The organism is Citrobacter sp. Cpa228 (genome assembly GCF_030333085.1).
GTDB lineage: Bacteria > Pseudomonadota > Gammaproteobacteria > Enterobacterales > Enterobacteriaceae > Citrobacter > Citrobacter pasteurii.
On record NZ_JAOWGQ010000044.1, the window covers coordinates 208,077 to 235,071 of the forward strand.

The following is a 26,995-nucleotide window of genomic DNA, read 5'->3' on the forward strand; positions in this document are numbered from 1 at the left end:
GCCGCGCAGTACACTTCGGAGGTTTTTCTGATGAAGTATGTTGATGGCTTTGTGGTCGCCGTACCCGCTGAAAACAAGGAGGCGTACATTGCGATGGCGGCAAAAGCAGCTCCGCTTTTCAAGGAGTTCGGTGCATTGCGTGTGGTGGAGTGTTGGGCAGATGATGTTCCCGACGGTAAGTTGACCGATTTTCGTCTGGCGGTAAAAGCGCAGGATCATGAAGAAGTGGTATTCAGCTGGATTGAATACCCTTCCAAAGAAGTCCGCGATGCGGCGAACCAGAAGATGATGTCCGATCCCCGTATGAAGGAGTTTGGTGAATCTATGCCATTTGATAGCAAGCGAATGATCTACGGTGGATTCTCGCCCATTATGGAAGAGTGACGTGACTGGCTGTGCGGCGTGCCGCCAGCCATCTCAATACACGCCAGCGTCAGGCTAAAGTCGTTTTTCCGCCCACAGAATAAATTCCGCCTTTGGCAGTGCTTTGCTGTACAGCCAGCCCTGACCATACTGTACGCCATGTTGACGTAGCCAGCTTTCCTGATTCTCGGTCTCGATGCCTTCTGCCACCATTTCCAGCTTCAGCGTTTTGGCTATCTCGATAATATGTGGCGTGACGTTATTGTATTCCAGCGCATCAACAAACGATTTGTCTATCTTCAGGACGTCGACATCCAGATCCTGCAAATAGCTCAGGCTGGAATAGCCTGTACCAAAATCATCAATATAAATAGGGTGGCCAGCCTGGCGGTATTTGGCGATAAACGGTGCACTGTTTTTCGGGTCAGCAAATTCACGCTCAGTCAGTTCCAGGGCAATTTGTGCGGGTTTTAGTTGCCAGTGGTTAACCATGCGACTTAGCAGCGCCGGAAGCGTTTCGGACTTCAAATCGGCCGACTCAAGGTTGAGTGATATATGCTGTTGAGGGTGTTGATGTAGCCATTTCCCTAGATCCTCGAAGACGTTTTCAATAATCAAACGTGTGAGTGGTTCTGTCAGGCCGGTTTCTTCGGCCAGGGGGATAAAAATATCGGGTGAGAGATAGCTACCGTCAGCTTGTCGCCAGCGGGCCAGTGCTTCTGCACCCACAACCTTTCCTGTTTTGAGCGAAATAATGGGCTGGTAATGGACCTTGATAGCCCGGTTTTGAATGGCGTCTTGCAATTGGTGATGGGGGGACTGCAAGCGGCGCAAAATACGCAGAATAAAGAGGGCGGTGAGCAGGCCAATAATGAGCCCTGCCGGGAGCCAGATCAACGCCTGTCGGTGCCAGAATTTTTGCAAAGGTAATGCCGACGCCCAGCTTACGATAGTGATGCCCAGCTCGGGGAAAGGGCGAGAATTATAAATACTGCCCTCTTTTTGAAAATGGCTGATAGAACGGTCTTTTTGCAGATGATGTAACACGTCTAAAGGGAGATCTGCACTACTGGCCACCACGACGTTGCTTACTGTACCCACAATGGCGACTTCGATTGGCCATGAACCAAATGGGATGACATCAATGAACGATCCCGGATCGATCATCACGACATAATGTTCGCTGCCGAGCGCCGCCATAAAACGCTGTATTCCGAGGTCGTTTTGCGAAGTTAGCCAGGCGCGATAGCCATCGGGCGTGACTTTCATTGCCGGAGGAAATGCGACTGCCTGGCTTCTTTTTTCCAGGGATGAGCATTGCGGAACGTTATCTTTAAGGTACAGCACTTCCTGAATATTACGGTAACTGTATGACAAACGGCGCATTTCCAGCAAATGTTCGTCGCTGCATGGCACGCCCTGAAAGGTCTCGATACTGCGTAAGGCTTTTTTAGCTTGTTCGCCAACGCGTTCTGTACGCAATGCGACGCGTGTGGAGAACATATCGAGTTCATCGATAAATTTCGTTTCAACCTGACGATGCGCCAGCCACAGGCTTAAACCTACGGGGGCGAGGATGGAAAGAAACAGTACCCCTGTCACCAGGCTTATCAGATGTCGTGTTGTCACAGTGATATCCTTATTTACACAGCATAGGGAAAGTATATCTGAAAGCCGAAAAAGCTATTCGATTGGCATCATATATTTACGGCCACTAATCATCCCGTTTAATAACCCACAACGTAAATCGGGTTGTGATTCGTACAAGAGTGGTGTATTTTGTTGAGTATGTTATAACGTAACAAATTGAGGTTGCCATGAAACCGGATATCCACCCTTTTTATCGCCCGGTAGTGTTTCACGATACTAGCGCCAATGAATACTTTAAGGTCGGTTCGACGATCAAAACCGAACGCGAGATTGAGTTCGAGGGGCAAATGTACCCGTACGTAACGCTTGATATCTCGTCTAAGTCACATCCGTACTACACCGGTAAACAGAAAACCTTCGATAACGAAGGCAGCGCGGCTCGTTTCCAGAAACGTTTCGGCCACTTCATTGGCACTAAGCGAGGTTAAGATGCAGGTACTCAATTCACTTCGCAGCGCAAAGCAGCGGCACCCTGACTGCCAGATAGTCAAACGCAAAGGGCGTTTGTACGTTATCTGCAAAACGAATCCGCGTTTTAAAGCGGTACAGGGTCGTAAAAAAAGACGTTAGTCACTTTGCCAGCATTACAGGGACTGAAGTGCGTTCCCCTCGGGGGACGCACTTTTTTTGTGTGTGACAGGGCGTGATTACTGACTGGCCTGCGCGCGGGTTAGTGTGAAGACATCATAAAATGACAGTTCGCCTTTCCGCGTTATCATTTTTTGCAGTTGGGCCTTATGCTCACTGTCGACTTGGGGAGAGTGCAGGATAGTGTCGATGAGCGAAGGTGGCACAAAGCGCGTGTTGTACCATTCACCGTTATAGCAGACTCTGAAATCCAGTACGTCAATGTCTTCAAAGCGGTAACGTGGCGCAACGTCAAAAAAGAAAAAGGCGTTGAGTAAGGCGAACAGTACAACCAACAGCCATACCGAATCGACCAGCGTTTCTGATTGCAGCATAACCGCCAGCGTGGCAAAAAACGCAACATACATGCCGATAAATAGCCCAGGATGTTTACGAATAAAGCTGATGCTAAAGCGCGGTTTGTTGTCGCGCTTTTCACGAATATTTAAGTCGTCGATGGTTTCGGTAAGCAGGCGTTGTATTTCTGTCATCTCTTGCCTTCGTGAAGTCTGCAATAGTCAGGAGGGATCAGCCTATTTTAAAAGGGGATACCGTCTGAGAAAAGTAACAGATTAACCACAATTTAGCATAACAGTTACATATCAGATCACAGTGTTTTGATGATCCGTGCCGGATTGCCTCCGACGACGGTGTTTGCCGGAACGCTTTTAGTCACCACCGCCCCTGACGCCACAACCACGTTGTCGCCCAGTGTTACACCCGGATTTATTACTGCGCGACCACCGATCCAGACATTATTCCCGATGGTTACAGGTTTCCCTAGTTCAACCCCGCTGTTGCGTTCGTTAGCGTCCAGTGGATGAGTTGCCGTATAGATATGGACTCCCGGTGCCAACATACAGTTATCACCGATGTGGATTGGGCAGACATCAAGCATGACGCAGTCGAAGTTGGCGTAAAACGCTTTGCCGAGATAAATGTTATACCCGTAGTCGCAACGAAAAGAGGGCTCAATGTAAGCGCCTTCGCTTTGCCCCAACAGATCGCGCAAGATAGCCTGACGTTCACTCTGCGCATCGGGTGCGGTGGCATTGTATCGGTGGATGAGTTGGCGTGCGCGGAGACGGTCGTTGCGCAACGTTTCATCTGCCGGGCGATACAATTCGCCGGCGATCATCTTTTTCTTATCTTCACTCATTACGAACTTTCCCGTTTGCTGATAGGCCGTCACAGTACAGTAAAACGCAATGCAGGAAAGGGGAACGTTCCCGTTTTCTCACTGTGATCGTAATCACGTGATTTGAATTAAATAATGGTTGTTGGTACGGGAAATGGTCAGTCAGACAAACAAATGTTTCGCGATACCTGACTTAACCTCATGAGCAATTAACGAATAAATTTCCAAACAGATGTTGGGATCTTGTCGTAGAGCTTATTCATTGTCAATTCAGCAAGACGATGATCGGCGGCTGAGTAAAATACAGCCAGTTCATTGTCAGACAATTCATATTTATTTTTCTCAATAACACGTTCAAGCGTGTCAATTGTTTGACAGCGTCGCAGGCGCATCAAATAATCTGTTTTAGTTAATGGTTTATCGGACATAACTCTTACCTATGATTGTAATAATTTTTAACAAGACAAACTGACAGGATTAGCCCTGGTGGCATTGACAAAACAGCGAAACAGTCGATTACCTGACTTCCGCCATTTCTGCAGATCCTGCGTATTAATACCATAACTACTGAACAACATAAAAGTGTCATCCAGGTATTCATCAATCTGCGCGATCAGCTTATTGTCCTCATTGTACTTAATTTTATAATTAAGTGCGAAGGTTGCAATATGCTCTATCAGTTCATTGAGCTGCAAGCTGGTTGCGGAGGTAGGGTCATTTACCCAACCATGGTTGCTTTGTTCAAGGTTTGCAAGACAGTCATGATACAGGGTTTCGCAGAGAAATTTAAGCTGCGCGATATCATGTCTTTTCGGTGAGTATTCATCCATAACGCATCCCCTTCTTAGTGGTTTAGACTAACCGAACACCTTTCGGGATGGATACAACAAACGACCTGGAACTTGCCCGCGACTCCTGATGATTTAACTATAATCTACTCTAAAAAAGATTTCATCGTCATATCACGAAAAATTACAATTATGTAAAATTATGATGCAGTCCATTTTTACATTTTAACAGATAAATGCCGGTATTCGAAATGGAACAACTTCTTTATTCCCGGCCAATCATCACGTTATCTTGTTTAGGTTTAGCAACGAAAGGCGACAACCGACTCCGTGAACGAAAACTAGGAATAGTCTTAATATTTATTTAAGTAAATAATGGTTAGTGACGTTTTTTAAGAATGGCCTTTAAACTCACAAGGATTATATCGCTTATTTAAACAAGAGAAAATAAACGAAATCGCAATAAGCATTTTTTATGATTTTTTTCCAGAAAAAAGGCCGCTTGCGCGGCCTTATCTTTAGGAATGTATCAATGATGCTCAACTGAGTGGCTATGTTCAACATCTTCGTTCTTGCGGCTAAAGCGGCGGCGGACCACCACAAAGAACACCGGAACAAAGAAGATAGCCAATACGGTTGCGGTGACCATCCCGCCCATTACGCCAGTACCGACGGCGTTCTGTGCGCCACTACCTGCGCCGGAGCTGATAACCAGCGGCATTACGCCGAGGATAAAGGCTAACGATGTCATCAGAATCGGACGTAAACGCATACGAACTGCGTCCAACGTCGCTTCTACCAGGCCTTTACCTTCTTTATCCATCAAGTCTTTGGCGAATTCGACGATCAATATCGCGTTCTTCGCCGACAACCCAATGGTTGTGAGCAGGCCCACCTGGAAGTAAACGTCGTTGGTCAAACCACGGAACGTTGCCGCCAGCAGCGCACCGATAACCCCCAGCGGAACGACCAGCATAACGGAGAACGGAATTGACCAGCTCTCGTACAATGCCGCCAGACACAGGAAGACGACGATCAGTGAAATCGCATACAGGGCAGGTGCCTGGTTACCGGACAGCCGTTCCTGGTAGGACATGCCCGTCCAGTCATAGCCGATACCGGATGGCAGTTTGCTGGCCAGTTGCTCCATCATTGCCATCGCTTCACCGGTACTTTTACCCGGTGCGGCCTGGCCCAGGATTTCCATGGAAGGCAGACCGTTATAGCGTTCCAGACGCGGTGAACCATATTCCCAACGCGAGGAAGAGAACGCAGAGAACGGCACCATTTGTCCATCGCTACCACGGACATACCAGTTTCCAATATCTTCCGGCAACATACGGTATTTGGCTTCAGACATGACGTAAACTTTCTTAACACGACCACGGTCGATGAAGTCGTTTACGTAGCTTCCGCCCCATGCAGCGCCCAGCGTTGTATTAATGTCGCTAATGGAAACACCCAGAGCCTGCGCTTTTTCCTGATCGATATCGATCTTGAATTGCGGTGTATCTTCCAGACCGTTAGGACGTACGCCGACTAACAGATCAGGATGCTTCGCGACTTCACCAAACAGCTGGTTACGCGCCTGCGTCAGTTTCTCATGGCCCAGGCCTGCCTGGTCAATTAACTGGAAGTCGAAACCGGTAGCAGTACCCAATTCCACAATGGCCGGCAGGTTAAAGGCAAAGACCATGGCGTCTTTAATCTGCGAGAATGCACCCATCGCACGTTGAGTAATGGCCTCAACTTTGTTCTCTTCGCCCGGGCGTTCACTCCAGTCTTTCAGAGAGACGAATGCGATACCGGTGTTCTGACCACGACCCGCAAAACCGAAACCGTTAACGGCAAACACCGATTCAACGTTCGCTTTTTCTTTAGTCAGGTAGTAATCCGTCATTTCATCCAGCACCTTCTGGGTACGCTCTTGCGTTGCACCCGCTGGCAGCTGAGCCATTGACAGGAATACCCCCTGGTCTTCATCCGGCAGGAACGAACTTGGCAGACGAACGAACAGATAAGCCATGCCGACGACGATGATCAGATACAGCGCCAGGTAGCGACCGGTGCTGCGCAGAATACCGCCTACGCTATCGGTATAGTGATGCGTGCTCTTATCGAACATGCGGTTGAACCAACCGAAGAAGCCCGTTTTGCCTTCACCGTGATCGCCTTTAGCAATCGGTTTAAGCATTGTTGCACACAGGGCAGGGGTCAGAATCAACGCCACCAGTACAGACAACGCCATTGCGGAAACAATGGTGATGGAGAACTGACGGTAAATCGCACCGGTAGAACCCCCGAAGAAGGCCATTGGGATAAATACCGCTGACAGTACCATCGCGATACCCACCAATGCGCCCTGAATCTGGCCCATTGATTTACGCGTAGCTTCTTTCGGTGGTAGCCCTTCTTCGGCCATGACACGTTCAACGTTCTCGACCACCACGATGGCGTCATCCACCAACAGGCCGATGGCGAGCACCATCCCGAACATCGTTAGCGTGTTTATCGAGAAGCCGAAAATTGCCAGCACAGCAAAAGTACCCAACAAGACGACCGGGACGGCGATGGTCGGAATCAACGTCGCGCGGAAATTCTGCAGGAACAGATACATAACCAGGAACACGAGGATGATTGCTTCTGCCAGTGTCTTCACAACTTCGTGAATAGAGATTTTCACGAACGGTGTTGTGTCATACGGATAAACAATTTTCAGGCCTGACGGGAAGAACGGTTCCATCTTCACCAGTTCGGCGCGGATAGCCGCTGCAGTATCCAGGGCGTTCGCACCGGTAGCCAATTTGATACCCAGACCAGACGCCGGTTTGCCGTTGAATTTCGCAATGATGTCGTAGTTTTCACCACCCAGTTCAATCTTCGCTACATCGCGCAGACGAACCTGGGAGCCATCCTGGTTCACTTTCAGCAGAATTTTGCCGAATTCGTCGGTGGAGGTCAGACGCGTCTGAGCAATGATAGAGGCGTTCAGTTGCTGGCCTTTCACGGGTGGCGTACCACCAAGCTGACCGGCTGCAACCTGGGCGTTCTGCGCTTTAATCGCGGAAATCACATCTACCGGCGTAAGCTGGTATTTGTTCAGTTCGGTTGGGTCCATCCAGATACGCATCGCGTACTGTGAACCGAACAGCTGAACGTCACCGACGCCTGAAGTACGGCTGATGCTGTCTTTCATGTTAGCGGCGACGTAATCCGAGATATCTTCCTGCGTCATGGTGCCATCGGTGTTGATAACGCCGACAACCATCAGGAAGCTACTGGATGACTTCTCAACGCTAACCCCTTGCTGCTGTACTTCCTGCGGCAGCAGCGGCATCGCCAGCTGCAGTTTGTTCTGCACCTGTACCTGTGCGATATCCGCATCAGTACCAGACTGGAAGGTCAGGGTGATCTGCACGGTACCCGTGGAGTCACTGTTAGAGGACATGTACATCAGGTTATCGATACCGTTCATATTCTGTTCGATAACCTGCGTAACAGTATCCTGTACTGTTTTGGCATCAGCGCCAGGGTAGGTCGCGGAGATCGTCACTGCCGGAGGTGCAATAGTAGGATATTGCGCTACCGGCAATTTGAGGATCGCGAGCCCCCCTGCCAACATGATGATAATGGCGATCACCCACGCAAATATGGGGCGATCGATAAAGAAATTAGGCATGTCTTAACGGCTCCTGTTTAAGTTAAGACTTGGACTGTTCAGGCTGGCTACCGCTTGCGGCTGGCTGGTTATTATCCGCGGTGACTTCCTGCGCTTTAACCTGAGCGCCAGGACGAACTTTCTGCAGCCCACTTACAATCACGCGGTCGCCCGGCTTAAGTCCTTCAGTGACTAACCATTTGTCGCCAATTGCTTGTGCTGCCACAATTTGACGCGTTTCAACTTTGTCATCAGCACCGATAACTAATGCACTGGCATCGCCACGCGGTGTACGGGTAACGCCTTGCTGTGGAACCAGTATCGCCGTTGGGTTTGTCCCTTCTTCCAGACGCGCACGGACGAACATGCCCGGCAGTAGGGTGTGATCCGGGTTCGGGAAGATTGCGCGTAACGTAATTGACCCAGTGGTTTGATCAACCGTCACATCCGAAAACTCCAGCGTACCGGACTGCGGGAATTTAATACCGTCGCTGGTGACCAGTTCGACTTTTGCTTTACCGTTCTCTTGCTTCAGCGTGCCATTGGCCAACTCTTGTTTCAGGCGCAGGAAATCGTTACTGGACTGCGTCACATCAACATAGATGGGATCCAACTGCTGAACGGTCGCCAGTGCGGTCGCCTGACCGTTTTGCACCAGTGCACCTTCAGTAACAGATGACTTACCAATGCGGCCGCTGATTGGTGACGTGACTTTGGTATAGGCCAGATTAATACGTGCGGTTTCTACCGCGGCTTTCGCAGCGACAACAGCAGCGTTCGCCTGTTGTGCATCTGCCTGCGCGCTATCGTAGTCCTGTTGACTGATGTACTTCGTACCTAACAGTTTCTGATAACGTTTAACCGTCAGTTGAGCGATATTTGCCGCTGCTTGTGCTTTGGCCAGATCGCCTTTCGCACTTTCGTACGCGGCTTGGTAAGTAGCAGGATCAATCTGATAGAGAGACACACCTGCTTCAATGTCGCCGCCTTCGGTAAAGTTACGTTTCAGGATAATACCGCTGACCTGAGGGCGAACTTCCGCAATGCGAAAAGCACTGGTGCGACCTGGGAGTTCAGTTGTGATCTGTAGAGGTTCAGTTTTGAGCGTCACAACTCCAACTTCTGGCATCTGCTGGCCCCCTTGTTGGGCCTGTTTGTCGTCACATCCTGTTAGCGCTAAGCTGCCTGAGAGCATCAGAACGACTGCCAGAGGCGTTAACCCTCTGTTTTTGTTCATATGTAAACCTCGAGTGTCCGATTTCAAATTGATCAATGGCTTAAAGCCCATAAACCCATTGCTGCGTTTATATTATCGTCGTGCTATGGTACATACATTCACAAATGTATGTAAATCTAACACCTGTAAATTCACTGACATATGGCACGAAAAACCAAACAACAAGCACAGGAAACACGGCAGCACATTCTGGATGTTGCTCTGCGTTTGTTTTCGCAGCAAGGGGTATCATCCACCTCGCTGGCGGAGATCGCAAAAGCCGCTGGTGTAACGCGCGGTGCAATCTATTGGCATTTCAAAAACAAATCGGATTTATTCAGTGAAATCTGGGAGCTAGCAAAACCTAACATTGATGAGTTAGAGACTGAGTATCAGGCAAAATTCCCTGACGATCCACTATCAGTATTAAGAGAAATTTTAATTTACGTTCTTGAAACTACCGTGACAGAAGAACGCCGACGTTTATTGATGGAGATTATATTCCACAAATGCGAATTTGTCGGGGAAATAGCATCAGTTCAGTTAGTCGAACGTAGCCTGTGTCTGGAAAACTATGACCGTATAGAAAAAACGTTACGCCACTGTATGGATGTCAACATGCTGCCGGAAAATCTGAACACACGTCGGGTAGCGGTGATAATGCGTAGCTATATTTCCGGAATCATGGAGAACTGGTTATTTGCCCCTGAATCATTTGATCTGAAGAATGAGGCTCGCCACTACGTGGCGGTGTTGCTGGAGATGTGCCTGCTTTGTCCAACCTTGCGCCTGCAGACAGGGGAAATACGCTAACCTACCATTTCTGCACCAGGAATTCTCCTGGTCATTTTGCCTCCTGCTATTCTGCCGGTCACAGCCGTGATATTCTTGCCGCTTGACTATTTCCGGTCACTTTCCCGGTTCAGAAACATTCATTCTCATGACTATGTTGCAGCTCTATAAACGTTCACAGCATGTAATTGCTATTAGCATTCTTTTCTTCATTCTATTGCTATCCTGCCAGTCATCTGCATTTGCGCGGGCGCAACAGGGTGGTGAACTGCCGACGAAAGCGGATATCCAGAGCCAGTTAGACACGCTGAGTAAACAAAAAGATCTCTCCGCGCAGGATAAGCTGGTCCAACAGGATCTCATCGATACCGTCGCCACGCTGGATAAAATCGATCGCGTAAAAGATGAGACCGTACAGCTTCGTCAGAAAGTGGCTCAGGCGCCGGAAAAAATGCGCCAGGCAACGGATGCGTTGAATTCACTCAGCGATGTCGATAATGACGATGAAACGCGGAAAACGCTGAGCACGCTCTCTCTGCGCCAGCTTGAATCTCGTGTCGCCCAGGTGTTGGACGATCTGCAAAGTGCGCAAAACGACCTTGCAGCCTACAACAGTCAGTTGGTCTCGCTGCAAACGCAGCCAGAGCGCGTGCAAAATGCGATGTACACCGCATCACAGCAAATGCAGCAAATCCGCAATCGCCTGGATGGGACTAATGTGGGTGAGGCGGCATTACGCCCCAGTCAACAGGTGTTGCTGCAGGCGCAGCAAGCGTTGCTGAGCGCGCAGATCGATCAACAGCGTAAGAGTCTGGAAGGCAACACTGTTTTGCAGGATACCTTGCAGAAACAGCGTGATTATGTGACGGCGAATACGAATCGTCTCGAACATCAGCTTCAGTTGCTGCAGGAAGCGGTGAACAGCAAACGTCTGACGCTAACCGAAAAGACGGCGCAGGAAGCAGTCACGCCTGACGAAGCGGCCCGTATCCAGACCAACCCGCTAGTTAAGCAAGAACTTGATATTAACCATCAACTCAGCCAGCGTCTGATTGCCGCGACCGAAAACGGCAACAGCCTGATGCAGCAAAATATTAAAGTCAAAAACTGGCTTGACCGCGCGCTGCAATCCGAACGCAACATTAAAGAACAGATCGCCGTTCTGAAAGGCAGTCTGCTGCTGTCGCGTATTCTGTATCAGCAACAACAAACGCTGCCGTCGGCGGATGAACTTGCCGATATGACCAACCGGATCGCCGACTTGCGTCTGGAGCAGTTCGAGGTCAACCAACAGCGCGACGCCCTGTTCCAGAATGATGCGTTTGTCGCCAAACTGGAAGAAGGGCACAGCAACGAAGTTAACGGCGAAGTCCATGATGCCTTACTGCAGGTCGTGGATATGCGTCGTGAACTGTTGGATCAGCTGAATAAGCAACTGGGTAACCAGCTGATGATGGCGATTAACCTGCAAATTAACCAGCAGCAGTTAATGAGCGTGTCGAAAAACCTGAAAGGGATCCTCACGCAGCAGATCTTCTGGGTTAACAGTAACCGTCCGATGGACTGGGACTGGATCAAAGCGTTCCCGCAAACGCTTAAAGACCAGTTTAAGTCGATGAAAATCACGGTGAACTGGGAAAAAGCGTGGCCCGCAGTGTTTATTGCGTTCCTGGCGGGGTTGCCGCTGCTGCTCATTGCCGGGCTCATCCGCTGGCGTCTGAAATGGCTGAAAGAGTATCAGGCGAAATTAGCCGCCGCGGTGGGTAACCTGCGTAATGATAGTCAGCTCAACACGCCAAAATCGATTCTGATCGATCTCATCAGAGCCTTGCCGGCGTGCCTGATTATCCTCGCGATAGGTCTGATTTTGTTGACTATGCAGTTGAATATCAGCGACCTGCTGTGGGCGTTCAGCAAGAAGATGACCGTCTTCTGGCTGGTGTTTGGTTTGTGCTGGAAGGTGCTGGAAAAAGATGGCGTGGCGATTCGTCATTTTGGCATGCCTGCGAAACAGACCAGCCACTGGCGTCGCCAGATTGTGCGCATCAGCCTCGCGCTGTTGCCGTTGAACTTCTGGTCGGTTATTGCTGAGCTGTCGCCGCTCAACCTGATGGACGATGTGCTGGGTCAGGTGGTCATTTTCCTCAACCTGCTGCTGATCGCCTTCCTGGTATGGCCAATGTGCCGCGAAAGCTGGCGCGATAAAGAGTCGCATGGTCTGCGTCTGGTGACGATTACCGTGTTGTCTATTATCCCGATAGCATTAATGGTGCTGACGGCAACCGGCTATTTCTACACCACGCTGCGCCTGGCGGGACGCTGGATTGAAACGGTTTATCTGGTCATTCTCTGGAACCTGCTGTACCAGACTGTGCTGCGTGGATTGAGCGTCGCGGCGCGTCGTATCGCCTGGCGTCGTGCGCTGGCGCGTCGTCAGAACCTGGTGAAAGAAGGGGCGGAGGGCGCAGAGCCGCAGGAAGAGCCGACCATCGCGCTGGAGCAGGTTAACCAGCAAACGCTGCGTATCACCATGCTGGTGATGATTGCCCTGTTTGGTGTCCTGTTCTGGGCCATTTGGTCTGATCTGATCACCGTGTTCAGCTATCTCGACAGCATTACGCTCTGGCATTACAACGGCACCGAAGCGGGGGCGGCGGTGGTGAAAGACGTCACCATGGGCAGCCTGTTGTTTGCGATTATTGCCTCAATGGTGGCGTGGGCGTTGATCCGCAACTTACCTGGTCTGCTCGAAGTGCTGGTGCTGTCGCGACTCAAAATGCGCCAGGGCGCATCGTATGCCATCACCACGATCCTCAATTACGCGATTATAGCTATCGGGGCAATGACAGTCTTCGGATCGCTCGGCGTATCGTGGGACAAACTCCAGTGGCTGGCAGCGGCCCTGTCGGTTGGTCTGGGTTTTGGCTTACAGGAAATCTTCGGTAACTTTGTTTCCGGCCTGATTATTCTGTTTGAACGCCCGGTCCGCATCGGCGATACGGTTACTATCGGTACGTTCTCAGGAACGGTCAGCAAGATCCGAATTCGTGCTACCACCATTACCGACTTCGATCGCAAAGAGGTGATCATCCCGAACAAAGCATTCGTGACGGAACGTTTGATCAACTGGTCGCTCTCTGATACCACCACGCGTCTGGTGATCCGCATTGGCGTGGCCTATGGTTCTGATCTGGACAAAGTGAAGAAAGTGCTGCTGCAGGCGGCGATGGAGCACCCGAAAGTGATGCACGATCCGGAGCCGGCAGTGTTCTTTACCGCTTTCGGTGCCAGCACGCTGGATCATGAACTGCGTTTATACGTGCGTGAACTGCGCGATCGTAGCCACACGGTTGATGAACTTAACCGTGCGGTCGATCGTTTGTGCCGTGAAAACGACATTGATATTGCCTTTAACCAACTCGAAGTACATCTGCATAATGCCAAAGGTGACACAGTGACAGAGGTTAAGCGTGACATCATCAAAGGCGACGACCCGACGCCTTCGGTAGGTTAATAGAAAAGCTCATCAGGCCTGCGAGCTTCGATTCATTCGTAGGCCTGATAAGTGCAACGCTATCAGGCATTTCAGCTATAGCGCGTTTTTTGAAGATGAGAGCTGTTTCTTTTCGTAATCCCGTTTAACAATCTCCAGCGCCTTCAGCACAGTCTCAGGCGCAACCTGATTCTCTTCAAGCAAAACAATCAAATCGACGGCCAGTTTGACCTCGTCCGGGGCGTTCTCTAATGACATAAATTCTCCGGGATTAACGGGTTAAACGCGCCAGCACGTTTTCTATTCTCGCCAGTGCATGGCGACAGCGCGCCAGTCGCGCCTCGAATGCTTCTACTTCACGATGCAGTTTTTGCTGTTCTTCAAAACCCGTTGACTGAGCCAGACGCTCTTTGCGTTCACGCGTCATTTCCACCAGTCGGCGTTCAAACTCCTGGTGTTGAACCCGCTTGCGCTGCCAGCGCGCCAGGCCTGGAGATGCGTTGTCCCACTCACGGAGCGACCAGCTGGCAGTTTCACGCGAAATCGCCTCTAACTGTGAGGCAAGGTGTTCCGCCAGCCAGCTAATTTGTGGCAGTTGTTGCTGTTCGACTGCACGGCGCAAGGCGACGAGATTATCTTCAGCTTCATCCAGACAGGCCTGCAGCAACGTGCTGCGAGTGTGAAACAGATGCCTGTCAAAGCGGGCGCTCAGCGTGGCGTGATGTGCCAACGGGGCACAACGCTGCCGCAGGCGGTTAAGCTGGTTTTCAAGCGTCTGTAGCAGCATGACGGTTTTCACGACAACACTCCGATGAAAATGAGAACTGTTATGCTAAAGTAGCGATTCTCTGTGTTAAGTACTGATATTATGCAACGCATTATTCTAATCATCATTGGCTGGATAGCGGTAGTGTTAGGCACGCTGGGCGTTGTATTGCCGTTGCTGCCCACGACGCCATTTATCCTGCTGGCCGCCTGGTGCTTTGCCCGCTCATCGCCGCGCTTTCACGACTGGCTGCTGTACCGTTCGTGGTTCGGCGGGTATCTGCGTCACTGGCAAAAACACCGCGCGATGCCGCCTGGAGCGAAGCCGCGCGCGATTTTGTTGATCCTGGTGACATTTGCTATTTCACTCTGGCTGGTCAATATGATGTGGGTGCGCGGTCTGCTGCTGGTTATTCTCGCCTGTTTACTGATTTTTATGTGGCGGATCCCGGTGATTGATGAAAAACAACAAAAGCAGTAAAGCGCAATAATCGCTGTTGCAATTGTCTCTCGCAGCCAGTAAATTCGACCGTTTTCGAGCACAGGCGCAGATGGTCAAAGGTTAAGCAAGTGTAACCCTGACCCTTAATATAGACACAAAATCATTCAAGATACGTCGAGGATGAAGTGTATAGTGCGCCGTGAAGTAATACTGTATCAATCAGGCACAAACTTATGACCGCGACTGCACAGCAGCTTGAGTTTCTCAAAAATAGCATCAAAAGCATCCACGATTACCCAAAACCGGGCATTCTTTTCCGTGATGTCACCAGTTTACTGGAAGATCCGAAAGCCTACGCCCTCAGCATTGAATTGCTGGTTGAACGCTATAAAGATGCGGGTATCACTAAAGTGGTTGGCACCGAAGCGCGTGGCTTCCTGTTTGGCGCGCCGGTAGCGTTGGGTCTGGGCGTCGGCTTTGTTCCGGTACGTAAACCCCGTAAGCTTCCGCGTGAAGTGATTGCTGAGAGCTATGAGCTGGAATACGGCACCGATCAGCTGGAAATTCACGTTGATGCCATCAAACCGGGCGATAAAGTCCTGGTTGTAGACGACCTGCTGGCAACTGGCGGCACGATTGAAGCGACCGTGAAGTTGATCCGCCGTCTGGGTGGCGAAGTGACCGATGCTGCCTTTATTATTAACCTGTTTGATCTGGGCGGCGAACAGCGTCTGGAAAAGCAGGGGCTGACTTGTTACAGCCTGGTTCCATTCCCGGGCCACTAATTTCGGGCTATCTTATCCCGGCTGAAGTAATACCGAGACACACAACCTCGCCGTTGCTGCGAGGTTGTGTTAGCATTACCCTCCTGTGAATCCACCCTCCAGCCTTTCAGAGCCTGCCAATGAGTTATCAGGTCTTAGCCCGAAAATGGCGCCCACAAACCTTTGCTGACGTCGTCGGCCAGGAACATGTGCTGACGGCACTGGCGAACGGCTTGTCGTTAGGGCGTATTCATCATGCTTATTTGTTTTCCGGCACCCGTGGCGTCGGAAAAACCTCTATCGCCCGCTTACTGGCGAAGGGATTAAACTGTGAAACCGGCATCACCGCTACGCCGTGCGGCGTATGCGATAACTGCCGGGAAATTGAGCAGGGGCGTTTTGTCGATTTGATTGAAATCGATGCCGCCTCACGCACCAAAGTCGAAGACACTCGCGATCTGCTGGATAACGTTCAGTATGCGCCTGCGCGCGGTCGCTTTAAGGTCTATTTGATCGACGAAGTGCACATGCTGTCGCGCCACAGTTTTAACGCCTTGCTGAAAACGCTCGAAGAGCCGCCCGCGCACGTCAAATTCCTGCTGGCGACCACCGATCCGCAGAAGCTGCCGGTGACCATCCTGTCGCGCTGTCTGCAATTCCATCTTAAAGCGCTGGATGTCGAACAGATTCGCCATCAGCTTGAGCATATTCTCAAAGAAGAGCATATCGCCCATGAACCGCGTGCGCTGCAACTGCTGGCTCGCGCCGCGGACGGCAGCCTGCGCGATGCGCTGAGTTTGACCGATCAGGCGATCGCCAGCGGTGATGGCCAGGTCTCGACCGACGCGGTCAGCACCATGCTCGGCACGCTGGACGACGACCAGGCGCTCTCACTTGTTGAAGCGGTTGTGGCCGCCGACGGCGAACGCGTGATGACGTTGGTGAACGACGCCGCCGCGCGCGGTATTGAATGGGAAGCGCTGCTGGTTGAGATGTCGGCTTTGCTGCATCGTATCGCCATGGTTCAGCTTTCACCTGCCGCGCTCGGCAGCGATATGGCCGCCATTGAACAGCGTATGCGTGAACTGGCGCGAATCGTCCCGCCAACCGATGTGCAGCTTTATTATCAGACCCTGTTAATTGGGCGCAAAGAACTGCCGTATGCACCGGACAGGCGAATGGGCGTCGAAATGACGCTGCTGCGTGCGCTGGCTTTTCATCCGCGCATGCCGCTCCCGGAACCTGAAGTCCCGCGCCAGTCGTTTGCCCCGGTCGCACCCACAGCGGTGATGACCCCGACGCAGGTGCCGCAGCAGCCACCTGCGCCAGCGCAACAGAATGTGCCGCTCTCCGATGCCACCAGCCAGGTGCTGGCGGCACGCAGCCAGCTGCAACGCGCTCAGGGAGCAACCAAACCAAAAAAGAGTGAACCGGCAGCCGCTTCCCGCGCGCGGCCGGTGAATAATGCTGCGCTGGAAAGACTGGCTTCGGTGTCGGAACGTGTTCAGGCGCGTCCGGCGGTCTCTGCGTTGGAAAAGGCGCCGACGAAGAAAGAAGCGTATCGCTGGAAAGCGACCAATCCTGTTGCAGAAGTCAAAGAAGTCGTTGCCACGCCGAAAGCGCTGAAAAAAGCGCTTGAGCATGAAAAAACGCCGGAACTGGCGGCAAAGCTTGCGGCTGAAGCGATTGAACGCGACCCGTGGGCCGCCCAGGTGAGCCAGCTCTCGTTACCTAAACTGGTGGAGCAGGTGGCGCTAAATGCCTGGAAAGAAGAGAATGGCAACGTGGTGTGCCTGCACCTGCGTTCCTCGCAGCGGCACCTTAATTCCAGCGGCGCGCAGCAAAAACTGGCCGAAGCATTGAGTGCCTTAACGGGGTCAACGGTTGAATTGACCATCGTTGAAGATGATAATCCTGCGGTGCGCACGCCGCTGGAGTGGCGTCAGGCCATTTATGAAGAGAAGCTCGCGCAGGCGCGTGAGTCGATTATTGCGGATAATAACATCCAGACGCTGCGTCGTTTTTTCGATGCGGACCTGGACGAAGAAAGTATTCGCCCCATTTGATCGTCAGCCTAATGGTTTGATGGTCGTCATCCCTTAACGTGATTGAGAGAGAAGCCTATGTTTGGTAAAGGCGGTCTGGGTAACCTGATGAAACAGGCCCAGCAGATGCAAGAAAAAATGCAGCAGATGCAGGAAGAAGTCGCCAAGCTGGAAGTGACCGGCGAATCTGGCGCGGGTCTGGTAAAAGTGACCATCAACGGCGCGCATAACTGCCGTCGCGTGGAGATCGATCCAAGCCTGCTGGAAGACGACAAAGAGATGCTGGAAGACCTGGTTGCTGCGGCATTCAACGACGCGGCGCGTCGCATTGAAGAGACGCAGAAAGAGAAGATGGCCTCTGTTTCTTCCGGAATGCAGCTGCCGCCTGGCTTTAAGATGCCGTTCTGATGCAAACCAGCCCGCTGTTAACTCAGCTTATGGAAGCACTGCGCTGTCTGCCGGGCGTTGGCCCGAAGTCGGCGCAGCGCATGGCGTTCACGCTGCTTCAGCGCGATCGCAGCGGCGGGATGCGTCTGGCGCAGGCGTTAACGAAGGCGATGTCGGAAATCGGCCACTGTGCCGATTGCCGCACTTTCACCGAGCAGGACGTCTGCAACATCTGCTCGAACCCGCGTCGCCAGGAAAACGGTCAGATTTGCGTGGTGGAGAGTCCGGCGGACATCTACGCCATTGAGCAAACCGGGCAATTTTCCGGACGTTACTTCGTGCTGATGGGACACCTGTCGCCGCTGGACGGTATCGGGCCAGATGACATCGGGCTGGATCGTCTTGAACAGCGACTGGCGTCTGAGCAAATTAACGAACTGATCCTCGCGACCAATCCTACGGTCGAAGGAGAGGCGACCGCCAACTATATTGCTGAGCTTTGCATGCAGTATGGTGTTGAAGCCAGCCGTATCGCCCATGGCGTTCCGGTCGGCGGCGAGCTGGAAATGGTCGATGGCACCACGCTGTCGCACTCTCTGGCAGGACGACACAAGATTAAATTCTGAACAAACGGAGGCCGCGACGGCGGCTTCCGCTTGAAATCCTTCCCGCCTGTCCCCATTTCACCCTCAACGTGTTTTTACCATTGAATATGGCATTGTTGAGGTAGATCTACATGAAAGGACAAGAAACTCGTGGTTTTCAGTCAGAAGTAAAACAGCTTCTGCACCTGATGATCCATTCTCTGTATTCCAATAAAGAAATCTTCCTGCGTGAGCTTATCTCTAACGCCTCGGATGCGGCAGACAAGCTGCGTTTCCGCGCACTGTCTAACCCGGACCTGTATGAAGGTGACGGTGAGCTGCGTGTGCGTGTTTCCTTCGATAAAGATAAGCGTACGTTGACCATTGCCGATAATGGCGTGGGGATGAACCGTGATGACGTTATCGATCATTTGGGGACCATTGCGAAATCCGGCACCAAATCTTTCCTCGAATCCATGGGCTCCGATCAGGCGAAAGACAGCCAGTTGATTGGTCAGTTCGGGGTTGGTTTCTACTCTGCCTTCATCGTGGCGGACAAAGTCACCGTGCGTACCCGTGCTGCGGGTGATAAACCGGAAAACGGCGTGTTCTGGGAGTCTGCGGGCGAGGGTGAGTACACCGTTGCTGATATTACCAAAGAAGACCGCGGTACCGAAATTACTCTGCATCTGCGCGAAGGCGAAGACGAGTTCCTCGATGACTGGCGCGTACGTTCCATCATCAGCAAATATTCCGACCATATCGCGCTGCCGGTAGAGATCGAAAAATCCGAAGAGAAAGACGGCGAGACCGTGGTTTCCTGGGAAAAGATCAACAAGGCGCAGGCGCTGTGGACGCGTAACAAGTCGGAAATCAAAGACGACGAGTACAACGAATTCTATAAGCATATCGCCCACGATTTCACCGATCCGCTGACCTGGAGCCACAACCGTGTGGAAGGTAAGCAGGAATACACCAGCCTGCTGTATATCCCGTCGCAGGCGCCGTGGGATATGTGGAATCGCGATCACAAGCATGGTCTGAAACTGTACGTCCAGCGTGTATTCATCATGGACGATGCCGAGCAGTTCATGCCGAACTACCTGCGCTTTGTCCGTGGTCTGATAGATTCCAACGATCTGCCGCTGAACGTTTCTCGCGAGATCCTGCAGGACAGCACCGTCACCCGTAACCTGCGCAGCGCGCTGACCAAACGCGTACTGCAGATGCTGGAAAAACTGGCGAAAGACGACGCGGAAAAATACCAGACCTTCTGGAAACAGTTCGGTCTGGTGCTGAAAGAAGGCCCGGCGGAAGATCATGGTAACCAGGAAACTATTGCTAAGCTGATGCGCTTCGCGTCTACGCATACCGACTCCTCCGCGCAAACCGTGTCGCTGGAAGACTATATCTCCCGTATGAAAGAAGGGCAGGAGAAGATCTACTACATCACCGCAGACAGCTACGCGGCGGCGAAGAGCAGCCCGCATCTGGAACTGCTGCGTAAGAAAGGCATCGAAGTCCTGCTGCTTTCTGACCGCATCGATGAGTGGATGATGAACTACCTGACCGAGTTCGATGGCAAACCGTTCCAGTCCGTGGCGAAAGCCGACGAGTCTATCGACAAACTGGCGGATGAAGTTGACGAGTCGGCAAAAGAAGCGGAAAAAGCGCTGACGCCGTTTGTTGAGCGCGTGAAAACCCTGCTGGGCGATCGCGTAAAAGAAGTGCGTCTGACTCACCGTCTGACCGACACCCCGGCTATCGTCACCACCGATGCGGACGAAATGAGTACCCAGATGGCGAAACTGTTCGCCGCTGCGGGCCAGGCTGTGCCGGAAGTGAAATATATCTTTGAACTGAACCCTGACCACGTGCTGGTAAAACGCACGGCGGATACCCAGGACGAAGCGCAGTTCAAAGAGTGGGTTGAACTGCTGCTGGATCAGGCGCTGTTCGCCGAGCGCGGCACGCTGGAAGATCCGAACCAGTTCATCCGTCGTATGAACCAGTTGCTGGTGTCCTGATAACCATCATCTAATGCCGGATGGCGCTAACGCTTATCCGGCCTACAACATCTTTTTGATCGTAGGCCGGATAAGGTGTTTACACCGCTATCCGGCAATTTCTTTCCTTATTTTCAATTTTCCCGCCATTAACCGTTTCAGCGCAGACTACCTTCCTTGAGCCAATTGCGTGATGGTGGTATCGTTTAGCGCTTTTTAAAAAATATCGACAACCTTTAAGGGGATTTTCGTAATGCGTATCATTCTGCTTGGCGCTCCGGGCGCGGGTAAAGGAACTCAGGCTCAGTTCATCATGGAGAAGTATGGTATTCCGCAAATCTCCACCGGTGATATGCTGCGTGCCGCCGTGAAATCTGGCTCCGAGCTGGGCAAACAAGCGAAAGACATCATGGACGCCGGTAAGCTGGTGACTGATGAGCTGGTGATCGCGCTGGTAAAAGAGCGTATTGCTCAGGAAGACTGCCGTAATGGTTTCCTGCTCGATGGCTTCCCGCGTACTATTCCGCAGGCAGATGCCATGAAAGAAGCGGGTATCAACGTGGACTACGTTCTGGAATTCGACGTACCTGACGAGCTGATCGTTGACCGTATTGTAGGTCGCCGCGTACACGCAGCTTCTGGCCGCGTTTACCACATCAAATTCAACCCGCCTAAGGTTGAAGGTAAAGACGACGTGACCGGCGAAGAGCTGACCACCCGTAAAGACGATCAGGAAGAGACCGTACGCAAGCGCCTGGTGGAATACCATCAGATGACCGCGCCGCTGATCGGCTACTACTCTAAAGAAGCGCAGGCGGGTAACACTAAATACGCGAAAGTTGACGGCACTCAGGCCGTGGCTGACGTTCGCGCAGCGCTGGAAAAAATCCTCGGTTAATTTTTAACGCGGTTAATGCCGGATGGCGGTGTATACACCTTATCCGGCCTACGATTTTTTGTAGGCCTGATAAGTGCAGCGCCATCAGGCAAATTCTCGTCTTACCTCTCACAGCAATTAGTTCTTCTTTACCGCTTTTCCGCTACAATTATCAACAATTTGAATCGATAAGAGGCGGTAATGCGTCAGACGAAAACCGGTATCCTGCTGGCAAACCTCGGCACTCCCGATGCCCCAACCCCCGAAGCCGTTAAGCGCTACCTGCGCCAGTTTTTAAGCGATCAACGCGTAGTCGATACGTCCCCTGCACTGTGGTGGCCGTTGCTGCGTGGTGTGATTTTGCCGCTGCGAGCGCCGCGTGTGGCAAAGTTGTACCAGTCAATCTGGATGGAAGACGGTTCCCCGCTGATGGTCTACAGCAAGGCGCAACAGCAGGCGCTGGCACAACGTCTGCCTGATACCCCTGTCGCGCTGGGGATGAGCTACGGTTCGCCATCGCTCGAAAGCGCGGTCGATGAACTGTTGGCAAGCGGAGTGGAACACATGGTGGTGTTACCGCTGTACCCGCAATATTCCTGTTCGACAGTGGCGGCAGTCTGGGACGAGCTGGCGCGCATCTTAGCGCGTAAACGCGGTATTCCTGGCGTCTCATTTATTCGTGATTACGCCGATGACAGCAGCTACATTGATGCGCTGGCCAGGAGTGCCAGGGATTCATTTGCTCAACATGGCGAACCTGATTTACTGCTGCTCTCCTATCACGGCATTCCGCAGCGCTACGCCGATGAAGGCGATGACTACCCGCAGCGCTGTCGCGATACGACGCGTGAGTTGGTTTCAGCGCTGGGTCTGCCGCCGGAAAAAGTCATGATGACCTTCCAGTCTCGCTTTGGCCGCGAACCCTGGCTGACGCCGTATACCGACGAAACGTTAAAAATGCTGGCGGAGAAAGGGACCCGACATATCCAGGTTATGTGTCCGGGCTTCGCAGCTGATTGTCTCGAAACGCTGGAAGAGATAGCGGTGCAGAACCGGGAGATTTTTCTTGAGGCTGGCGGTAAGCAATATGAATATATTCCGGCGTTGAATGCCGCACCGGAACATATCGAAATGATGGTTAAACTGACCGAAGCCTACCGCTAAAGCTGTTGCTTAAAGAAACGCGCGCCATCCTGCAGGGCATCGTCGGCGGTTTTCATCATCCGCGAATAGTGCAGGAAGGCGTGCAGCGTGCCGGGATACATTTTGTACTGGCAGGGCTGCTGATGTGCCTGTAACGTCTGGAATAATAAGCGGCTATCGTCAATCAGCGGATCGAACTCCGCACCGGCGATAAAACACGGCGGTACGTCGCGCGTCAGATCGTTGTTAAACAGGCAATAGTACGGTGACTCGCGATCGTCAGCGCTACGTAGGTACGCGTTTTCGTACATCTGCAAGTCCTCGCGGGTTAAACCATCCCACGCGCCGCCCATCAGCCGTCGGCTCAGTGAATCCTGCAGCCCGTAAAGCCCATACCACAACAGCACGCCAGCCACCTTGCCGCAGGCAATGTTGTTGTCTCGCAGCCACAGAGTGCTGGCTAGCGCCAGCATCGCGCCGGCGGAATCGCCCGCAAAACCAATCGTATTGATATTGAGGGAATAGTCGTCAGCATGTTGATGATAGTACTGGCAAACGGCGACGATCTCTTCGATAGCTTGTGGGTAGCGGGCTTCTGGCGCCAGTGAATAGTCGATGCCGATCACCGTACACTGGGTGTAGTGCGCCAGTAAACGCATAATACGGTCGTGGGTATCAAGATTACCGAGAATAAAACCGCCGCCGTGCAGGTAATACAGCGTCGCCTGGCTTTGGCGCTGCGGAGCGTAGATGCGTGTGGCAACGGGGCCGCACGCGGTAGAGATCACGCAGTCGCGGGTAGGCATCTGCGGGGCATCGGCATTCCACAGTCGCCGCTCATGAATGTAGTGTTGGCGCTGGGCCACGAAGTCATCGGCAGCGGGCCACGGCGGCAAATCGTCGCGATGAAAATTCACCACGCTTTTCATTTCATCCGAAATTTTGTCGAGTACGAGGATTTTGTTTTCCGGCTTCATAAAACGCTCCTTGTGAAGGTGAGTTATTGTAGAAATTAATCGCGGATAAACTGCGATCTCACCGTCCGATATTGAAACTCAGCGCCGCATCGCATGCATATCAGGTAATGTGCTACCATGCATCGCTCAGTTAACCACCCATATAATCGACCATGAAATTTCCCGGTAAACGTAAATCCAAACACTATTTTCCCGTCAGCGCGCGCGATCCGTTGCTGCAACAAATTCAGCCAGAAAATGAAACCAGCGCGGCCTGGGTGGTGGGCATCGACCAGACGCTGGTGGATATTGAAGCCAAAGTGGATGATGACTTTGTAAAACGTTATGGATTAAGTGCCGGGCACTCTCTGGTGATTGCCGATGATGTCGCTGACGCGCTCTACCAGGAGCTGGTGCGCGAAAATTTGATCACCCATCAGTTTGCGGGCGGTACTATCGGTAACACGATGCACAACTACTCCGTGCTGGCGGATGATCGCTCGGTGCTGCTGGGCGTGATGTGCAGCAATATCGAGATTGGCAGCTATGCGTACCGCTATTTATGCAATACCTCCAGCCGTACCGATCTGAACTACCTGCAAGGCGTTAATGGACCGATTGGCCGCTGCTTTACGCTGATTGGCGAATCCGGGGAGCGTACCTTCGCCATCAGCCCCGGACATATGAACAAACTGCGGGCGGATAGCATCCCTGAATCGGTCATTGCCGGTGCATCCGCGCTGGTGCTGACGTCCTATCTGGTGCGCTGCGAGCCGGGCGAGCCGATGCCGGAAGCGACCATGAAGGCGATTGAATATGCCAAAAAACACAATGTGCCGGTGGTACTGACGCTGGGAACTAAATTCGTTATTGCGGATAACCCACAGTGGTGGCAGGAATTTCTGAAAGAGAATGTCTCTATTCTGGCGATGAACGAAGAAGAAGCTGAAGCGCTGACCGGTGAAAACGATCCGCTGCTGGCGTCTGACAAGGCGCTGGACTGGGTGGATCTGGTGCTATGCACTGCGGGCCCGGCAGGTCTGTATATGGCGGGCTTTACGGAAGAAGAAGTCAAACGTAAAACCCAGCATCCACTGCTGCCTGGAGCGATTGCCGAATTCAACCAGTACGAGTTTAGCCGCGCCATGCGTCATAAAGACTGTACTCATCCGCTGCGTGTATATTCGCACATCGCGCCGTATATGGGCGGGCCAGAAAAGATCATGAATACCAACGGTGCTGGCGACGGCGCACTGGCGGCATTGCTGCATGATATTACCGCTAACAGCTATCACCGCAGCAACGTGCCTAACTCCAGCAAGCACAAGTTCACCTGGCTGACCTATTCGTCATTAGCGCAGGTGTGTAAATATGCTAACCGCGTGAGTTATCAGGTGCTGAACCAGCATTCCCCACGTCTGACGCGCGGTTTGCCGGAACGTGAAGACAGTCTCGAAGAGTCGTACTGGGATCGCTGAGTTCTTGCCCGATGGCGCTACGCTTATCGGGCCTACGCGTAGCAATATGTAGGCCGGATAAGGCGTTTTACGCCGCCATCCGGCACGTAACATTAACTGGCAGTAGCAACTTCACCGGCAGGCGGCGTTTCAATCATCTCCAGCATGGTGCGGGCGATTTCACGCTCCCCCATGACCACCTGATTGGCGCCACGCTCGGTAATGTATTCCACCTCATCGTCATAATGCGCGCGGGCGATAATCTCAATCGACGGGCACTTCTCACGAGCTGAAGCAACAATCTCACCTGCTTCGTAACCATTTGGAATGGTCAGCAGCAGCCAGCGTGCGCAATCCAGGTGCGCCAGATTCATAATTTCCTCGTTGGCGGCGTTGCCCAGCACCGCCCGGATCCCACGCTCGCGCAGTTCATCCACCCGGGTTCGTGAGGTTTCGATAACCACCAACGGGATCCCTGCTGCCATCAGTTTCTCACCCAGCAGGCTGCCGACACGACCAAAACCGACCAGCAGTGCATGATTACAAATATCAACCGGGATCTGCTTCTCTTCTTCGATAGCCTCTTCCAGCGTCTGCTCTTCCAGCGTTTCGGTTTTGGCGAGATATTTCTCTAATACAGCAAACAGTACCGGGTTGAGCATAATGGACAGGATAGCCCCCGCCAGCACCAGATTCTGTCCTGCCTGTGGCAGCAGGTTTAACGCCATTCCCAGACCCGCCAGGATAAAGGCAAACTCACCAATTTGCGCCAGGCTGGTGGCAATGGTGAGCGCTGTGCGTTGGGAGTGGCCAAACAGGCGCACCAGGAAATAGGCGGCAAGGGATTTACCAAAGATGATAATCGCCAGCGTGCCCAGCACTGCCAGCGGCTGTTGGATCAGGACTAACGGATCGAACAGCATCCCGACGGAAACGAAGAACAGTACGGCGAACGCATCGCGCAGCGGTAGGGTATCGTGCGCCGCGCGGTGACTCAGTTCTGATTCATTCAGCACCATACCGGCGAAGAATGCGCCCAGCGCAAAGGAGACATCGAACAGTTCCACTGCGCCAAAGGCGATACCTAAGGCGAGGGCGAGAACTGACAGGGTAAACAGCTCGCGTGACCCGGTAGCGGCGCTGCGTGCCATAATCCACGGTACCAGGCGACGACCCACCAGCATCATAATGGCGATAAATGCCACTACCTTGCCGATGGTAATGCCCATATCGACGGCCAGCGAAGTAAAGCCGACGTTTCCTTTTTCCAGCATTCCGGCGACAGCAGGCAGGAGAACCAGCGTCAGCACCATCATCAGGTCTTCGACAATCAGCCAGCCAATGGCAATTTGCCCGCGCTGACTGTCAATGAGCTGCCGTTCTTCAAGCGCACGTAACAGTACCACGGTACTGGCGGTTGAAAGACACAGCCCAAAGACGATACCGACCATCAGCGACCAGCCCATCACCGCTGAAAGCGCCATGCCCAGCAGCGTTGCTACCGCTATCTGGGCAATCGCGCCGGGAATGGCGATAGCCTTTACCGCCATCAAATCCTTCAGGGAAAAGTGCAGCCCGACGCCGAACATTAACAGGATCACGCCAAGCTCAGCCAGTTCAGGTGCGAGTTTGGTATCAGCAACAAAACCAGGAGTAAATGGACCGGCCAGAACGCCCGCTAACAGATATCCCACCAGAGGAGAAATACGTAGTTTATTGGCAATCATGCCTAATATAAAAGCGAGCACAAGGCCGCCGACAATGGTGGTGATAAGCGGGGTGGCGTGATGCATTCCGTCTCCTTTGGTTGCTGTGTTGATCCTGAAAACCCAAATTCCGAGTAA

General features: G+C 52.4%; 25 protein-coding genes, 1 pseudogene and 1 other annotated feature. Of the genes and pseudogenes, 14 read left to right on the forward strand and 12 right to left on the reverse strand.

What is annotated here, in order from left to right; translation table 11 throughout:
• Positions 1–30: 30 nt before the first annotated feature.
• Positions 31–384: a DUF1428 domain-containing protein gene (locus OGX91_RS12240; RefSeq protein WP_286626389.1), complete on the forward strand. Its 354-nt coding sequence runs from the start codon at positions 31–33 to the stop codon at positions 382–384.
• Between the two features lie 54 nt (positions 385–438).
• On the opposite strand, the gene pdeB is transcribed toward OGX91_RS12240, so the two are convergent.
• Positions 439–1,992, reverse strand: a complete 1,554-nt coding sequence (pdeB, locus tag OGX91_RS12245) for a cyclic di-3',5'-guanosine monophosphate phosphodiesterase PdeB (RefSeq protein ID WP_149691425.1) — start codon at positions 1,990–1,992, stop codon at positions 439–441.
• Between the two features lie 188 nt (positions 1,993–2,180).
• On the opposite strand from pdeB, the gene OGX91_RS12250 reads away from it, so the two are divergent.
• Both OGX91_RS12250 and ykgO read left to right on the forward strand, forming a co-directional pair.
• A complete protein-coding gene (locus OGX91_RS12250) occupies positions 2,181–2,441 on the forward strand; it encodes a type B 50S ribosomal protein L31 (protein WP_005125189.1) in 261 nt (86 codons plus the stop codon).
• 1 nt (position 2,442) lies between these two features.
• Positions 2,443–2,583, forward strand: a complete 141-nt coding sequence (gene ykgO / locus OGX91_RS12255; protein WP_005125190.1) for a type B 50S ribosomal protein L36 — start codon at positions 2,443–2,445, stop codon at positions 2,581–2,583.
• Between the two features lie 77 nt (positions 2,584–2,660).
• Here ykgO and OGX91_RS12260 read toward each other — a convergent pair whose 3' ends face one another.
• The 6 genes from OGX91_RS12260 to acrA form a co-directional block, all read right to left on the reverse strand.
• Complete coding sequence (locus tag OGX91_RS12260) at positions 2,661–3,131, reverse strand: YlaC family protein (RefSeq protein ID WP_040232692.1); 471 nt, start codon at positions 3,129–3,131, stop codon at positions 2,661–2,663.
• A gap of 116 nt (positions 3,132–3,247) precedes the next feature.
• The gene (gene maa / locus OGX91_RS12265; protein ID WP_005125192.1) at positions 3,248–3,799 is read right to left on the reverse strand and encodes a maltose O-acetyltransferase; all 552 of its coding nucleotides are present in this window, start codon (positions 3,797–3,799) and stop codon (positions 3,248–3,250) included.
• Positions 3,800–3,987: 188 nt separating this feature from the next.
• Positions 3,988–4,206, reverse strand: coding sequence for a hemolysin expression-modulating protein Hha (hha, locus tag OGX91_RS12270; protein WP_002892050.1), 219 nt, complete (start codon positions 4,204–4,206; stop codon positions 3,988–3,990).
• A gap of 27 nt (positions 4,207–4,233) precedes the next feature.
• A complete protein-coding gene (tomB, locus tag OGX91_RS12275) occupies positions 4,234–4,608 on the reverse strand; it encodes an Hha toxicity modulator TomB (RefSeq protein ID WP_003021733.1) in 375 nt (124 codons plus the stop codon).
• Positions 4,609–5,095: 487 nt separating this feature from the next.
• A complete protein-coding gene (acrB, locus tag OGX91_RS12280; RefSeq protein WP_005125193.1) occupies positions 5,096–8,245 on the reverse strand; it encodes an efflux RND transporter permease AcrB in 3,150 nt (1,049 codons plus the stop codon).
• Between the two features lie 22 nt (positions 8,246–8,267).
• Positions 8,268–9,461, reverse strand: a complete 1,194-nt coding sequence (gene acrA, locus OGX91_RS12285) for a multidrug efflux RND transporter periplasmic adaptor subunit AcrA (RefSeq protein ID WP_040232688.1) — start codon at positions 9,459–9,461, stop codon at positions 8,268–8,270.
• Positions 9,462–9,602: 141 nt separating this feature from the next.
• On the opposite strand from acrA, the gene acrR reads away from it, so the two are divergent.
• Both acrR and mscK read left to right on the forward strand, forming a co-directional pair.
• Complete coding sequence (gene acrR, locus OGX91_RS12290; RefSeq protein WP_005125195.1) at positions 9,603–10,253, forward strand: multidrug efflux transporter transcriptional repressor AcrR; 651 nt, start codon at positions 9,603–9,605, stop codon at positions 10,251–10,253.
• Between the two features lie 127 nt (positions 10,254–10,380).
• Positions 10,381–13,746, forward strand: a complete 3,366-nt coding sequence (mscK, locus tag OGX91_RS12295) for a mechanosensitive channel MscK (RefSeq protein ID WP_005125196.1) — start codon at positions 10,381–10,383, stop codon at positions 13,744–13,746.
• A 75-nt stretch (positions 13,747–13,821) separates the two neighbouring features.
• Here mscK and rsmS read toward each other — a convergent pair whose 3' ends face one another.
• Positions 13,822–13,983: a pleiotropic regulatory protein RsmS gene (rsmS, locus tag OGX91_RS12300; RefSeq protein ID WP_003021750.1), complete on the reverse strand. Its 162-nt coding sequence runs from the start codon at positions 13,981–13,983 to the stop codon at positions 13,822–13,824.
• Between the two features lie 13 nt (positions 13,984–13,996).
• Positions 13,997–14,524 carry a primosomal replication protein N'' gene (gene priC, locus OGX91_RS12305; RefSeq protein ID WP_182290857.1) on the reverse strand — a complete coding sequence of 176 codons (528 nt, stop codon included), beginning with the start codon at positions 14,522–14,524 and terminating at the stop codon, positions 13,997–13,999.
• A 69-nt stretch (positions 14,525–14,593) separates the two neighbouring features.
• Between priC and OGX91_RS12310 the strand changes: the two genes are divergently transcribed.
• The 7 genes from OGX91_RS12310 (at position 14,594) to adk (ending at position 21,616) form a co-directional block, all read left to right on the forward strand.
• A complete protein-coding gene (locus OGX91_RS12310) occupies positions 14,594–14,971 on the forward strand; it encodes a DUF454 family protein (protein ID WP_003847534.1) in 378 nt (125 codons plus the stop codon).
• A gap of 194 nt (positions 14,972–15,165) precedes the next feature.
• On the forward strand, positions 15,166–15,717 hold the full coding sequence (apt, locus tag OGX91_RS12315; protein WP_005125198.1) for an adenine phosphoribosyltransferase: 552 nt from the start codon (positions 15,166–15,168) through the stop codon (positions 15,715–15,717).
• A gap of 119 nt (positions 15,718–15,836) precedes the next feature.
• The gene (dnaX, locus tag OGX91_RS12320; RefSeq protein WP_155021589.1) at positions 15,837–17,762 is read left to right on the forward strand and encodes a DNA polymerase III subunit gamma/tau; all 1,926 of its coding nucleotides are present in this window, start codon (positions 15,837–15,839) and stop codon (positions 17,760–17,762) included.
• Positions 17,095–17,159 (forward strand) — a sequence feature (DnaX frameshifting element). Its footprint overlaps the gene before it by 65 nt.
• A 57-nt stretch (positions 17,763–17,819) precedes the next feature.
• Positions 17,820–18,149, forward strand: coding sequence for a YbaB/EbfC family nucleoid-associated protein (locus OGX91_RS12325; RefSeq protein WP_003021764.1), 330 nt, complete (start codon positions 17,820–17,822; stop codon positions 18,147–18,149).
• Positions 18,149–18,754, forward strand: a complete 606-nt coding sequence (recR, locus tag OGX91_RS12330; protein WP_003021767.1) for a recombination mediator RecR — start codon at positions 18,149–18,151, stop codon at positions 18,752–18,754. The genes OGX91_RS12325 and recR overlap by 1 nt, the downstream gene beginning before the upstream one ends.
• A gap of 110 nt (positions 18,755–18,864) precedes the next feature.
• Entirely contained in the window at positions 18,865–20,739 is a 1,875-nt protein-coding gene (gene htpG, locus OGX91_RS12335) for a molecular chaperone HtpG (RefSeq protein ID WP_188231730.1), read from the forward strand.
• Positions 20,740–20,971: 232 nt separating this feature from the next.
• A complete protein-coding gene (adk, locus tag OGX91_RS12340; protein ID WP_003021773.1) occupies positions 20,972–21,616 on the forward strand; it encodes an adenylate kinase in 645 nt (214 codons plus the stop codon).
• On the opposite strand, the pseudogene OGX91_RS24215 reads toward adk, so the two are convergent.
• Positions 21,613–21,714: pseudogene (locus OGX91_RS24215) on the reverse strand (hypothetical protein); the annotation flags it as partial. The gene adk and the pseudogene OGX91_RS24215 overlap by 4 nt on opposite strands.
• 82 nt (positions 21,715–21,796) lie before the next feature.
• Between OGX91_RS24215 and hemH the strand changes: the two are divergent.
• Positions 21,797–22,759 (forward strand): ferrochelatase, encoded by a 963-nt coding sequence (gene hemH, locus OGX91_RS12345; protein WP_188231731.1) that lies wholly within the window; start codon positions 21,797–21,799, stop codon positions 22,757–22,759.
• Here the strand turns inward: hemH and aes are convergent.
• Positions 22,756–23,715: an acetyl esterase gene (aes, locus tag OGX91_RS12350; protein WP_286626399.1), complete on the reverse strand. Its 960-nt coding sequence runs from the start codon at positions 23,713–23,715 to the stop codon at positions 22,756–22,758. The genes hemH and aes overlap by 4 nt on opposite strands.
• Before the next feature lie 152 nt (positions 23,716–23,867).
• Here aes and OGX91_RS12355 point away from each other — a divergent pair, with 152 nt between their 5' ends.
• Positions 23,868–25,172: an inosine/guanosine kinase gene (locus tag OGX91_RS12355; protein ID WP_286626403.1), complete on the forward strand. Its 1,305-nt coding sequence runs from the start codon at positions 23,868–23,870 to the stop codon at positions 25,170–25,172.
• A 92-nt stretch (positions 25,173–25,264) separates the two neighbouring features.
• On the opposite strand, the gene ybaL is transcribed toward OGX91_RS12355, so the two are convergent.
• A complete protein-coding gene (ybaL, locus tag OGX91_RS12360) occupies positions 25,265–26,944 on the reverse strand; it encodes a YbaL family putative K(+) efflux transporter (protein WP_005125207.1) in 1,680 nt (559 codons plus the stop codon).
• Between the last annotated feature and the right edge of the window lie 51 nt (positions 26,945–26,995).